This is a genomic window from Kitasatospora sp. NPDC057936 (assembly GCF_042887525.1).
Classification (GTDB): Bacteria; Actinomycetota; Actinomycetes; order Streptomycetales; family Streptomycetaceae; genus Kitasatospora.
In genome coordinates, this window is record NZ_JBHVPD010000003.1 from 199792 (window position 1) to 212210 (window position 12419).

General features: G+C 75.4%; 10 protein-coding genes. 3 read left to right on the forward strand and 7 right to left on the reverse strand.

Annotation, left to right across the window (positions count from 1 at the left end):
* Window positions 1-3: 3 nt before the first annotated feature.
* Together ACFVU9_RS03170 and ACFVU9_RS03175 are read left to right on the forward strand one after the other, a co-directional pair.
* Window positions 4-738: a class I SAM-dependent methyltransferase gene (locus tag ACFVU9_RS03170; RefSeq protein WP_363656604.1), complete on the forward strand. Its 735-nt coding sequence runs from the start codon at window positions 4-6 to the stop codon at window positions 736-738.
* Window positions 735-1796 (forward strand): prenyltransferase, encoded by a 1062-nt coding sequence (locus tag ACFVU9_RS03175; protein ID WP_380439435.1) that lies wholly within the window; start codon window positions 735-737, stop codon window positions 1794-1796. Before ACFVU9_RS03170 ends, ACFVU9_RS03175 begins: the two co-directional genes overlap by 4 nt.
* Window positions 1797-1868: 72 nt before the next feature.
* Here the strand turns inward: ACFVU9_RS03175 and ACFVU9_RS03180 are convergent, their stop codons facing one another.
* The 4 genes from ACFVU9_RS03180 to ACFVU9_RS03195 all read right to left on the reverse strand — a co-directional run bounded on the left by ACFVU9_RS03180 (window position 1869) and on the right by ACFVU9_RS03195 (window position 6024).
* Window positions 1869-2783: a hypothetical protein gene (locus ACFVU9_RS03180; RefSeq protein ID WP_387589326.1), complete on the reverse strand. Its 915-nt coding sequence runs from the start codon at window positions 2781-2783 to the stop codon at window positions 1869-1871.
* Window positions 2784-2987: 204 nt separating this feature from the next.
* Complete coding sequence (locus ACFVU9_RS03185; protein WP_387589328.1) at window positions 2988-3995, reverse strand: N-acetylmuramoyl-L-alanine amidase; 1008 nt, start codon at window positions 3993-3995, stop codon at window positions 2988-2990.
* A gap of 7 nt (window positions 3996-4002) precedes the next feature.
* Window positions 4003-5238, reverse strand: a complete 1236-nt coding sequence (locus tag ACFVU9_RS03190; RefSeq protein WP_380504668.1) for a hypothetical protein — start codon at window positions 5236-5238, stop codon at window positions 4003-4005.
* Window positions 5239-5364: 126 nt separating this feature from the next.
* A complete protein-coding gene (locus ACFVU9_RS03195) occupies window positions 5365-6024 on the reverse strand; it encodes a class I SAM-dependent methyltransferase (RefSeq protein WP_380499679.1) in 660 nt (219 codons plus the stop codon).
* A 170-nt stretch (window positions 6025-6194) separates the two neighbouring features.
* Between ACFVU9_RS03195 and ACFVU9_RS03200 the strand changes: the two genes are divergently transcribed.
* Window positions 6195-7283, forward strand: a complete 1089-nt coding sequence (locus tag ACFVU9_RS03200) for a Zn-dependent alcohol dehydrogenase (RefSeq protein WP_380443385.1) — start codon at window positions 6195-6197, stop codon at window positions 7281-7283.
* Between the two features lie 60 nt (window positions 7284-7343).
* Here the strand turns inward: ACFVU9_RS03200 and ACFVU9_RS03205 are convergent, their stop codons facing one another.
* The 3 genes from ACFVU9_RS03205 to ACFVU9_RS03215 form a co-directional block, all read right to left on the reverse strand.
* Window positions 7344-7514, reverse strand: coding sequence for a hypothetical protein (locus tag ACFVU9_RS03205; protein WP_380443386.1), 171 nt, complete (start codon window positions 7512-7514; stop codon window positions 7344-7346).
* Between the two features lie 977 nt (window positions 7515-8491).
* The gene (locus ACFVU9_RS03210) at window positions 8492-10144 is read right to left on the reverse strand and encodes an ATP-binding cassette domain-containing protein (protein WP_387589334.1); all 1653 of its coding nucleotides are present in this window, start codon (window positions 10142-10144) and stop codon (window positions 8492-8494) included.
* Window positions 10145-11085: 941 nt separating this feature from the next.
* Window positions 11086-12419, reverse strand: a 1334-nt coding sequence (locus ACFVU9_RS03215) for an ATP-binding cassette domain-containing protein (protein ID WP_387589336.1), incomplete at its 5' end; no start/stop codon positions are given.

The following is a 12419-nucleotide window of genomic DNA, read 5'->3' on the forward strand; positions in this document are numbered from 1 at the left end:
GCAGTGCTGACCGTCGATTTCTCGCGCTTCCCGCTCGCCCCCGGCGACCGGGTGCTCGACCTGGGCTGCGGCGGGGGCCGGCACGCGTTCGAGTGCTACCGCCGCGGTGCCAACGTGATCGCCCTCGACCAGAACGCCGAGGAGATCGCCGAGGTCAAGAAGTGGTTCGCCGCGATGGAGCAGGCCGGCGAGGCCCCCGAGGGCGCGTCGGCGACCGCGATGGAGGGCAACGCGCTGGCGCTGCCGTTCGAGGACGAGTACTTCGACAAGATCATCATCTCCGAGGTGATGGAGCACATACCCGATGACAAGGGCGTGCTCAACGAGATGTTCCGGGTCCTCAAGCCCGGCGGCCTGCTCGCCGTCACCGTGCCGCGCTGGCTGCCCGAGAAGATCTGCTGGGCGCTGTCCGACGAGTACCACGAGGTCGAGGGCGGCCACATCCGCATCTACCGCGGCGACGAACTGCTCGGCAAGCTCAAGGACGCCGGCCTGGAGCCCTACGGCACCCACCACGCGCACGCGCTGCACTCGCCGTACTGGTGGATCAAGTGCGCCGTCGGCGTGGACAACGACAAGGCGCTGCCCGTCAAGGCCTACCACCAGCTGCTGGTCTGGGACATCGTCGGCACTCCGGTGATCAGCACGCTCACCAAGGCCGCCGAGAAGGCCCTCAACCCGGTCATCGGCAAGAGCTTCGTCGCCTACGCCTCCAAGCCGCGGCGGGCCGGCGCATGACCGCCGCCGTCCCCGAGGTGCTGCTGCTCGACGGGGTGCTCGACGCCGAGCAGGCCGCCGGCACCGTCCGCAGCATCCTCGCCGAGCAGCGCCCCGACGGCGCCATACCGTGGTTCACCGGCCACCACCTCGACCCGTGGGACCACACCGAGGCCGCGATGGCCCTCGACACCGCGGGCGAGCACGCCGCCGCCGAGGCCGCCTACCGCTGGCTCGCCGCCCACCAGAACCCGGACGGCTCCTGGTACGCGGCCTACACGGACGGCGAGGTCTCCAACCGGGCCAAGGAGACCAACTTCTGCGCCTACGTCGCCGTCGGGGTCTGGCACCACCACCTCAGCACCGGCGACGACGCGTTCCTGGAGTGGATCTGGCCGGTGGTCCGCCGCGCCCTGGACTTCATCGTCCGGCTGCGGCTGCCCGGTGGCCCGATCTCCTGGCGCCTCGACGAGGACGGCACCGCGACCGACGAGGCGCTGCTCACCGGCTCGTCCAGCATCCTGCACGCGCTGCGCTGCGGGCTGGCCGTCGCCGAGTACCTGGAGGAGCCGCAGCCCGACTGGGAGCTCGCGGCCGGCCGGCTGCGGCACGCCGTCGCCCGCCACCCCGAGCGGTTCCTCGACAAGGACCGCTTCTCGATGGACTGGTACTACCCGGTGCTCGGCACCGCGCTGCGCGGCGAGGCGGCGCTGGCCAGGATCGAGCGCGACTGGGACCGCTTCGTCGTCCCCGGCCTCGGCGTGCGCTGCGTCAGCGACCGTCCGTGGGTGACCGGCGGCGAGAGCGCCGAACTCGCCCTCGCGCTCTGGGCGATCGGCGAGTCCGACCGCGCCGTGGACATCCTGCGCTGGATCCAGAAGCACCTGCGGCACGAGGACGGCTCCTACTGGACCGGGTACGTGTTCGAGGACGACGCCATCTGGCCCGAGGAGCGCACCACCTGGACGGCCGGCGCGCTGCTGCTCGCCGTCGCCGCGCTCGGCGGCGACCCGGCGACGGTCGCGGTGTTCGGCGGGGACGACCTGCCGGAGGGACTGGTGGTCCAGGACTGCTGCTGAGGCGGCCGGGCCGGGACACGCGGAAGGGGCGGGACCACGAGGTGGTCCCGCCCCTTCCGGCTGCGTGGCGGTTCAGCCGCGCTGGATGCCCGAGGTGTCGGCCAGCACGCCCTGGGTGCCGTCCTGGAGCTGGGCGACCAGCGCGGTGCCGCGCTGCTCGACCGCCAGGTACCAGGTGCCGGGGACCAGCTCGCCGATCGGCGCGCCGACCGGGTTGTCCTTCGGCGCCAGCGCGCGCGGGGCCGGGACGGCGAACCAGAACGGCGCGAAGTCGGCCGCCGGGGCCGGCTGCGGGGCCGGGGCCGGCTGTGCGGCGACCGGGGCCGGGGTGATGTCCTGCGGGCCGGGCTGGCCGGCCTGGCCGGGCGCACCCGGGGCCGGGTAGCCGTAGCCGCCGGGCTGGGCGCCGTACGCCGGGGCCTGGTTCGGGTCCTGGCCCTGCACCGGGTAGCCGTACTGGCCGGGCTGGGGCTGACCGGGCTGGCCCGGCATCGGGTAGCCGCCCTGGTACGGGACGGCCGGACGGTCGGTCACCAGCGGCGCCTTCAGCGCGGGCACCAGCGGAGCGGCCGCGGCGGCGCCGGCGAGCACGATCAGCGAGATGAGGCCGAGCCAGGCGCCGAAGCCGTGGCTGACGCTCGGACCGGTGCCGGCGCCGCCCAGCGCCCAGACGGACGTCCAGAGCGCGGCCACCGCGAAGGCGATGCCCCACTGGTCCAGCCGCAGGCCGAGGACCTGACGGTTGGCCGCGGCCGGGCCCTGGAACCGCTGCACCAGGATCAGCGCGGCGGCGGCGATGCCCAGCAGGTAGATCGACGGCAGGACGGGGAACAGCGCGGTGCTCCAGGCGTTCTGCGACGTGTCGATGTTCCCGCAGTACGCCCCGGAGCAGTTCCAGCTCAGGTAGGGCAGGAAGGAGGCGATGAAGAGCAGGACGGCCGCGCCTGCGACGGCGGCGTCTCCCCTGGTGAGAGCGCGCAGATTCACTTACGTTCCCCTCGTTGACGGTTCGTGGACGGCGGTCCGCCCGGTCGCGCCGACCGGCCGGGAACCCCCGAACGGACCAGAAGCCTAGGGCCAACCGCCCCACCGGCGCACAGCGGGGACCGGGAACGGGGCGAATTCGTTGCAAACGGCGCAGCCCGAGCGCCGCGGGAGTGCAGCCCGCGCGCCGCGGGAGCGCCGCCGGATTCAGCCCCGCGAGGTCAGATACGCCGTCAGCGCGTCGGCGATCCCCTCGGCCGCCTTCTGGCGCCACTGAGGGTCCGTCATCCGCTTCGCGTCCGCCGGGTTGCGCATGTTACCGCACTCGATGAACACCTTGGGGACCGTCGAGAGGTTGAGGCCGCCCAGGTCGGAGCGGGTGTCCAGGCCGTTCTCGGCGATGTAGTCGGCGAACGGCTCGCCGGTCGCGGCGTGGAACCGCTCGCGCAGCAGCAGGCCGAGCCGGTGCGACGGTTCGACGATCGCCGAGTTGTCCGCCTTCCCGGCGACCACCTTGGCGGGCATGATCACGTGGAACCCGCTGCCGCTCGCCGGAGCGCCGTCCGCGTGCACCGAGAGGGCCACGTCGGCGTGGGCGTCGGCGGCGGCCCTGGCGCGCTCGTCGATGCACGGGCCCCACGGGCGGTCGCCGTCCTGGGTGAACGCCACGGTCGCGCCGCGGGCGGTGAGGATCGCGCGGGCGCGGCGGGAGACGTCCAGGGTGTAGTCGGCCTCGGTGTAGCCGGCGTCGGTCTCGGTGCCGGTGGTGTCGCACTCCTTGCGGGCGTTGCCGATGTCGACCTGACGGTTGATCTCGGCGGTGTGCGAGGAGTTGCCGGGGTTGTGGCCGGGGTCGAGCAGGATCGTGCGGCCGGTGAGGGCGGTCGAGGCGGCGGTCCCGGGGGTGGGAGCGTCCGACGGGGTGGCGGGTGGTGCGGCGGGTGGCGTGGTGGGTGGCGTGGCGGCGCTCGGGGTGCCCCCGGGCGCCGGGGTGGCGGTCGTCGAGGGCGCGGCGGCCGTCGACGGCGGTGCCGCCCCGGGCGCGGCGCTCGCGACGGCCGTGCCGGTGGCGGCCGTCGCGCCGGCGGGCGCGTCGTGGCTGACGGCCTGCCAGCCGAACCAGCCCGCGAGGCAGAGCGGTACGGCCGCGCCGACCACCGTCGTGGTGCGCAGCAGGGCGGAGCGGCGGGGAGGGCGGTTCGTCGGGCCGGTCACGAGCGGTTCAGATCCTGTCCTGGGTCCGTGCGGTGAGGCCGAACGCGTCGGCGATCGGCTTCCACTTTCCGACGAAGTCCTTCTTCGCCTGCGTCGCCTGGGGGTTGAGCTCGTCGGCGTGCTTCTTGTCGGCGGTGGTCGGGGCGGTGCCGGAGCAGCCCTGGCCGGCCACCGAGCGCGCCCAGGCCGCGTACGCCCGGTCGATGTCGGCCGACAGCTGCCAGGCCGACTTCAGCGACTGGATGGCGTCCGCGCCGCCCGGGACGTCCGAGGCGCTCAAGGCGCCCAGCTTGCGCAGCAGTTCGTCGCGCTGCTTGGCGCCGTTGTCGAACACCTGCGCCGCGTCGGCGATGTCGGGCTTGGCCGGGCAGCTGCTGACCTTCGCCACCGCGCTGCCGATCGGGGCCTTCGCGCTCTCGCCCTGGGTGAGCAGGTCGTCCAGCGCGCCGGCCTGGGCCTTGGCGTTCGGCCCGGCGGTGGTCGCGGACGGGCTGGGCGTCGCGCCCGCCGAGGCCGGGTCGGTCGCGGCGGCGCTCGGGTCGCCGGCCGAACCGCTGGGTGCCGGGGCCGGCTGCGGGGTGCCGGACGCTCCCGGGTCGGTGGCCGTGGCGGCCGGGGCGGGCGCGGCCTGGTCCTTCTTGCCGTTGTCCTTGACCGCCATCAGCAGGCCGCCGCCGACCGCCAGCACCAGGAGCAGCGCGAAGCCGATCAGCAGGGGTGCCTTGCGGTTGGTGGGGCGCTCCTCGTCGTCGTCCAGGTCCTCGTAGCCGGCCGGGTGGTCCGGCTGGGCCGGGTAGCCGGGCCGCGGCGGGTACTGGTAGCCGGGGCCGGGGTACGGGCCGGGCGCTTGCGCGGCCGCCTGGGCGCTCGCCTGGGCGCTCGCGTGGGCCGGGAACGGCGACGCGGGAGGGACGGGCGGGGGCGGCGGCGCGGCGGACGGGAACGCGGGCGCCGTCGGCGCGTCGTAGCCCGGGGCCGTCGCCAGGTACGGGCGGGCGCCCAGCGGCGGGCCCTGGTCGCCGACCCCGCCCGGGCCGGGCGGCGGGGCCATGGGGCGCGCGGGAGGTGCGGGAGGTGCGGGAGGCGCCTGGGGCGCGGCGTCGGCGGGCTGCTGCGGCTGGTTCGGCTGGGGCCGGCCGGGCTGCTGGGGGGCGGGCTGCTGGGGGCCGCGGACCCAGCCGCCGGCGCCGCCGCGGGCGGTGGGGTCCCAGACCGCCGGAGCGGTGTTGTTCTGGTCCGTCATGTGCCGCTAGCCCCCACCATCCGCCGTCGCTCTGTCCGGTGCCGCCGTGTCCCGCTGCCGCTCGCTGCCTGCTGCGGCGCGGCCACCGTACCCTCCGGACCCCCGCCCGGCGGCTCCGGCACGACGTTAGAGCATCGGTGCACGCCTGCGCAGCACGCGCAGCGAACCGGTGACGGAGACCTCCTCGAAGCCCTCCGCGAGCGCCCGCAGGTACACCCGGTAGGGCGCCTGGCCGCCGTCCGCCGGGTCCGGGAAGACGTCGTGCACCACCAGCAGGCCCTCCGGGGCGAGGTGCGGCACCCAGCCCTCGTAGTCGCCGGTCGCGTGCTCGTCGGTGTGCCCGCCGTCGATGAACACCAGGCCGACCGGACGGCCCCACAGCGCCGCGATCCGCGGCGACCGGCCGACCAGCGCCACCACGTGCTCCTCCAGCCCGGCCGCGTGCAGCGTCCGGCGGAACGCCGGCAGCGTGTCCATCAGCCCGACCTCGGGGTCCACGAGCGTCGGGTCGTGGTACTCCCAGCCCGGCTGCTGCTCCTCCGACCCCCGGTGGTGGTCCACCGTCAGCGCGACCGTCCCGGTCTCCCGGGCCGCCGCGGCCAGCAGGACCGCCGAGCGCCCGCAGTACGTCCCGATCTCCAGCACCGGCAGCCCGGTGCGCCGCGCCGCCGTGACCGCGGCCGCGTACAGCGCGAGGCCCTCGTCGACCGGCATGAACCCGGTGGCCGCCTCGAACGCCGCCACCACCTCGTCCGCCGGACGGACGCTCTCCAGCAGGTCGGACATGGGGCGACTCCTCGCGACGGGGTGGGTTCCGGGTACTCCGGTCGGACCCTACTCGACGGTACGTCCGCGCTTCCTCCCGGGACCGCCGCTGGAACGTGTTCTAGTCGCCGCCCCGCGCCCGTGCCAGAATCGGCCCGACCGTGGATCCGAGGCACACCGGGAGCAGCCCCATGCGCGCAGCCGTTCTGCACAAGACCGGGCAGGACACGCTCGACGTCCGCGAGGACGTGACGGCGGTCGGGTTCGGGCCCGGCACGGTCAGGGTCCGGATGCGCGCGGCCAGCCTGTGCCACTCCGACCTCTCCGCGATGAACGGCGTGCTGCCCCAGCCGGCGCCGTTCGTGCCCGGCCACGAGGGCGCGGGCGACGTCGTCGAGGTCGGCGAGGGCGTGCGGTCGGTCGCGCCCGGCGACCGCGTCGTCCTGTGCTGGATGGCACCCTGCGGGCGCTGCGCGCACTGCGAGCGCGGCCGCGGCCACCTCTGCATCGCGAGCCTGCGGCGCCTCGGCGCGCCCGGCTTCCGCTTCGAGGAGGGCGGCGCCGCGGTCGACGCGTCCGGGTTCTACGGCACCGGCTCGTTCGCCGAGGAGGTCGTCGTCGCCGAGGACGCCGTGATCAAGGTCCCCGCCGACCTCCCGTACGAGGCCGCCGCGCTCATCGGCTGCGGCGTCACCACCGGCGTCGGCGCCGCCGTCAACACCGCGCGCGTCGAGCCCGGCGCCTCGGTGGCCGTGATCGGGGCGGGCGGCGTCGGCGTGGCGACCGTCCAGGGCGCCCGGGTCTGCGGCGCGGGCCGGATCACCGTCGTCGACCCCGTGGTCTCGCGGCGCGAACGGGCACTGGCCTTCGGCGCCACCGATGCCATCGCCCCGGAGGACCTCAAGGCGACCGCCAAGGGCCTGCCCGGCGGCGGCTACGACTACGTCTTCGAGGCGGTCGGCCGCTCGGCCACCGTCCGCGCCGCGTACGACGCCACCCGGCGCGGCGGCGCGGTCGTCGTGATCGGCGCCGGGGCGCAGGACGACCTCGCGCAGTTCACGATGGGCGAGCTGTTCTTCAACGAGAAGCGCCTGCTGCCCTCGCTCTACGGCGGGGCGCCCGTACCGTCCACGATCGCGCTGGTCGTCGACCTGTGGCGGGCCGGGCGGATCGACCTCGACGGCATGGTCACGCACCGGGTCGCGCTCGCCGACGTCAACGACGCGATCGCCCAGATGCGCAGCGGCGAGGCCCTGCGGACGGTCGTCACCCTGGACTGAGCGCGCGGAGGGCCCGCCGGGAAGTCCTCCCGGCGGGCCCTCCGTCAGCCCTGGTTCTCGTCAGCCCTGGTTTGCAGCGCGGTGGCGGCCGTGCGCGCCGGCCTCGGGGCTGTCGTCGGCGGAGGACAGGCCGCGGTGGCGGCCGTGCGACGCGGTGTCCTCGGCCGTGATCTCGTCGGCGTCGGTCCCGTTGGTCGCGGGGCCGGTGGTGTCGGTGAGGGTGTCGGACATCAGAATCGTCTTTTCCGTGCGGAGCTTGCAGATGCATCGGCGCCCGCCCGGCACTGTGAATGCGCGGTCGGCCCCCGTTTCGGGCGCAGGAACCGCGCCACAGCCGGTGATCGCGGCCCGTGCCCCGGCCACCATAACGGCCGCGGCGCCCGAGATCCTATCGAGATCCTGACACCCCACCCCGGGGGCACCCACCCCGCCCGGCCCCGCCCCCGCCGAGACCCTGACCACCTCCGGCCCGCCAGCACCCACCCCGCCCGGCGCTGCCCCTGCCTGGCCCCGCCGAGACCCTGACCGCCTCCACCCCGGCAGCACCCACCCCGCCCGGCGCCGTCCCCGCTTGGCCCCGTCGAGACCCTGACCGCCTCCACCCCGCCCGGCGCCGCCCGCCTCCGACCGGTGGCTGCCCCTGCGCTGCCCTGCCCCGGCTACGGGAGATCCTGATCCCACGCCCGGCAGCGCACAGCCCGCCGGCGCCCGCCTCGTGCAGCGCCCTCCGCCCCCAGCCACTGGCCGCCTGCGTGGGAAGTCGGCGACATCGGCGTCCTGTGCCCGGCCTGCGGTGGAGGGCTGGTGGCCGCCCCGCTCCCCGGGCCTCCTGCGCGAGAAGTCGGGCTGGTCGACTTCCCACGCCGCATTCCGTGGATCCGCTGGCCTGCGCGGGAAGTCGGCGACATCGACGTCCTGTGCTCGGCCTGCGGTGGAGGGCTGGTGGCCGCCCCGCTCCCCGGGCCTCCTGCGCGAGAAGTCGGGCTGGTCGACTTCCCACGCCGCATCCCGTGGATCCGCTGGTCTGCGTGGGAAGTCGGGGACATCGACGTCCTGTGCCAGCCAGCGGTGGAGGGCCGGTGGCCGCCCCGCGCCCCGGCCCGCTCCCCGGGCCTCCTGCGTGGGAAGTCGGGCCCGTCGACTTCCCACGCCGCATCCCGCAGATCCGCTGGCCGGAGCGCAGGTGTTGGCTTGCGCGGGCGGCTTCTTCATGGTGCGTGCCCGGTGTGCGATGCGCTGTTGTTGCGCGGTGTGGAGTCCAGCCAGTGGCCGACCAGTTCCCGGTAGAGCGGCGACAGGACCTGGAGGTCTCCATGTCTCGCGAGCGTGCCGCGGCCGCCGTCCAGGAGGAGGACGCGGTCCGCGCGCAGGGCGGAGCTGATCCGGTGCGCCACGACGACGAGTGTTCCCGGTCGGGCGGCGAAGGCCCGTTCGGCCTGGTCCTCGGCGGTGGCGTCCAGGTGGCAGGTCGCCTCGTCGAGCACGATGACCGGGGCGGGGGAGAGGTACGTCCGGACGAGCGCGAGCAACTGCCGCTCGCCGGCGGAGAGTGCGGCGGGGTCGGTGAGGACGGCGTCCGTTCCGCCGAGCCGCGTGACGAGTTCACCGGCGCCCACAACCTCGATGGCACGGGTGAGTTGGGCGTCGGTGGCATCCGGCGCGAGCCACGTCAGGTTCTCGCGCAGCGGGCCGGGGAAGACGTACGCCTCCTGTGGAAGCAGCGCGACCACCCGGGTGCGATCGCCCGGCGAGAGGTGTTCCCCGCCGATGGTGAGGTCGCCGGAGGTGGGTGTGAGCAGTCCGGCGAGCAACCCGGCCAGCGTGGACTTGCCGGCTCCGCTCGGGCCCACGACGGCGACGTGCTCCCCCGCGCCGATCGTCACGTCGAGCCCGTCGAGGACCGGTTCGGCGGTGGGGGCGTGCGCGTAGCGAAGAGCGGTGAGGCACAGGCTCGTGTCACGGGCGGTCGCGCCTCCCGCCGTCGACCGGGCGGTCGGGGCGTCGGCGGCGGAAGCCGTGGCCAGGCGGTCCAGCACGACCGCGAGGCCGAGCAGCCAGCCGCCGACCGTACCGGCCAACGTCCGCACCGCCGGGTCGAGCTGCTGGAGCAGGTACGTGGCGACGCCGAGCAGTTCGCCGGCCGTGAGCACGTCGTGCGCGAGCAGCCACGGCGCTGCCGTGAGCACGACGAGCACCGGCAACCGCCCGCCGAGCGCGACCACGAGCGCGCGCAGGGCGGACGCCCGGCCCAGCGCGCGGGAGGCGGCGGCGCTCGTCCCGGCCGCCTCGGCCAGTGCGGCGGCCACCTGCGTCTGCGTACCGGTGGCCTGCACGTCGCGCAGGCCGTGCAGGGCGCGGCCCGCCTCGGCGGCGAACCGTTCCTCCGCCAGCACGACCGCCCGGCGGCGTTCCACCAGCGGCCGCAGTAGGCGGGCAAAGAGCAGCCCGGCGGCCAGGAGCGGCAGCAGGACGAGAGGCAGGACGGCGGGCGCGAGCAGCGCCAGGCCGATCAGGGCGGCGGCCAGGGTGATTCCGACGCCGCGCAGGGTGCGCAGCAGGGTGGCGGTCAACTGTCGTGCGGACTCGACCTGTTCGGTGAGCCGGGCGACCTCGGCGGCGTCGGCGACCGGCCGGGCGAGCGCGCTCCGGACCACCCGCGTGACGAGCGCGTCCCGCAACGGCTCGACGACCGTCGCGAGGTGCGGGAACCCGGCCCGCGCCGCGAACGCCCGCAGAACCGTGGCCGCGCCGAACCCGGCCAGCCAGGCCACCCCGGCCCTGGGCCGCCCGGCGAGGAAGCCGCGGTCCACGGCGGCCGACACGAGCAGCCCGGAGAGCAACGGCGGCAGGGCCTCGACCACAGACCAGGCGAGCAGCCGTAGCAGCGGTCGGCGTGTGGTGGCGAACTGCCGAAGGAGGAGTGCCCACCCGGGCGAGGCGGTGGGAGTGGAAAGTCGGCGCCGCCGACTTCCTGCGCGGTGGTGGTGGGCGGCCGTGGGCGTCCGGGGCGGCTGCGGTGGCGGTGACGGTGACGGTGACGCGAGAAGTCGGCGGGCCCGACTTCTCGCGCCGGGCGCCTTGGCACGCGAGGACCGGCGGTGGGCTCCGCGCCCTGAGTAAGCGGAGGCAGGAGCCGTCTGCACGGAAAGTCGGCCGAGCCGACTTCCTGCGTCGCCGGGTTGCGCGACAGCGCCTGCGGCGGCCGATGTCGAGCCGTGCGCGGGAAGTCGGCCTACTCGACTTCCTGTGTCCGCGGTGTCCGGTCCCGGGTCGTGCGCGGGAAGTCGGTCGGGCCGACTTTCCATGCCTGCGGCGGCCGATGCCGGGTCGTGCGTGAGAAGTCGGTCGGGCCGACTTCCTGTGTCCGCGGTGTCCGGTCCCGGGTCGTGCGCGGGAAGTCGATCGGCCCGACTTTCCATGCCTGCGGCGGCCGATGCCGGGTCGTGCGTGAGAAGTCGGTCGGGCCGACTTTCCATGCGGGCGTCGCGGAGCTGGTGGCCCGTGGATGGCCCAGGGTGCTGCACAAGAAGCCGGTCGAGCCGACTTTCCACGCCGGTAGCGCCCGGCCCCGGGTCGTGCGTGAGAAGTCGGTCGGGCCGACTTTCCATGCCTGCGGCGGCCGATGCCGGGTCGTGCGCGGGAAGTCGATCGGGCCGACTTTCGGTGTCCGAGGCGTTCGGCACTCGGTCGGCCCGACTTTCTGTGCCGGCATTGGTTGCTTGATGGGGTGCGGAGGGCGCAGAGGGCTGTGTGGGAAGTCGGCCCGGCCGACTTTCTGTGTGTGGTGTGCGGTGGCGGGCCATCAGGCGGCTGCTTGTAGGGCGGTGTCGGACAGGGCGGCGCGGTAGTCCGGGTGTGAGAGGAGGGCGGTGTGTGGGGCCAGGGCGCGGAGGCGGCCGTTTTCCAGCCAGGCCACCAGGTCCGCGCGGGCGGCGACGGTGGCGCGGTGGGCGATCACGATGCGGGTGCGGCCGAGGGTGGCGCGGTCGAGTGCCTCGGTGACCTGGTACTCGGTGGCGAGGTCGAGCCCCGACGTCGCGTCGTCCAGCACCACCACCCGCGCCGGCCGGGCCAGCAGTCGGGCCAGCCCGAGGCGTTGCAACTCGCCTCCCGAGAGCCGTAGTTCGTCGAGCGGGGTGTCCCATCCCCGGGGCAGCCGGCGCAGGAAGCCGTCCGCGCGGGCGGCCCCGGCCTCCGCCTCGCCCGCGCCGGCGAGTGCGTCGCGCACCGTGCCGCCGACCAGGGCGGGCCGCTCGAAGGCGTAGCCGACGGCGTTCCGGAGTTCGTCGGGGGCCAGCTCGTCGACCGGGACGCCGTCGATGAGCACCGCGCCCTCGTCGGGGTCGCGCAGTCGTCCGGCGAGGGCGGCCAGCAGGGACTTGCCGGAGCCGGAGCGCCCGACCAGTGCGAGCGTGTGTCCGCCGGGGACGGTGAGGTCGATCGGTCCGAGCAGCACGCGGTCGCCGTCGCGCACCACCGCGCCGCGGAAGGCGAGTTCGCCGGTGCCGCCGACCGGAAGCGTCGCCGCTCCCACGGGTGCGGGCGGGAGCGCGAGCAGGGCGTCGACCCGGGCCCGCCCGGCGCGGGCGTGGGCGACCCCGACCAGCGATTCGACCTGTTCGAAGAGGCCGGCCCCGAGCGCCGCCCACCCGGCCGCCGCGGCGAGGTTTCCCGGCGCCAGGGCCCCGTCGGCGAGCAGCACGCCCGCCGTCGTCAGGACCGCGATCTCGACCGCGGCGATCAGCAGCGTCGCCTGCCACGCCGTGCGGCGTTGCGCCGTCCACAGCGCGTGCCCGGCCGCGGAGAGGTCGGGCAGCGGCGCCAACACCCGTGCGGCCTCGCGTTCTTCGGCGCCGGCGGCGTGGATGCTGCGCAGCCCGGTGAGTGCGCCCGTGAGGCGCGCGGCGAGCTCCGCCTGCACCTCCTGGTAGCGGGCGAACGCCGAACCGGCGTCGCGCAGGAACAGCCGGATCAGCACCACGCCGGGCACCACCCCGGCGAAGAAGGCCAGCGCCAGCCACGGTGACAGCACCCCGAGGCCGACGATCGCGCCCACCGACGTGAACAGCGCGCCGACCGCGCCGAGCCCGGCGGGCAGCCGCCCGCCCGCGTCGCCGGCCGAGCCCACCAGGCGCG

Bases quoted from the DNA above. Each gene is read 5' to 3' on its own strand.
- ACFVU9_RS03190 (WP_380504668.1), bottom strand. From the start codon at position 5,238: ATGACGGACCAGAACAACACCGCTCCGGCGGTCTGGGACCCCACCGCC.
- ACFVU9_RS03205 (WP_380443386.1), bottom strand. From the start codon at position 7,514: ATGTCCGACACCCTCACCGACACCACCGGCCCCGCGACCAACGGGACC.
- ACFVU9_RS03195 (WP_380499679.1), bottom strand. From the start codon at position 6,024: ATGTCCGACCTGCTGGAGAGCGTCCGTCCGGCGGACGAGGTGGTGGCG.
- ACFVU9_RS03175 (WP_380439435.1), top strand. From the start codon at position 735: ATGACCGCCGCCGTCCCCGAGGTGCTGCTGCTCGACGGGGTGCTCGAC.
- ACFVU9_RS03200 (WP_380443385.1), top strand. From the start codon at position 6,195: ATGCGCGCAGCCGTTCTGCACAAGACCGGGCAGGACACGCTCGACGTC.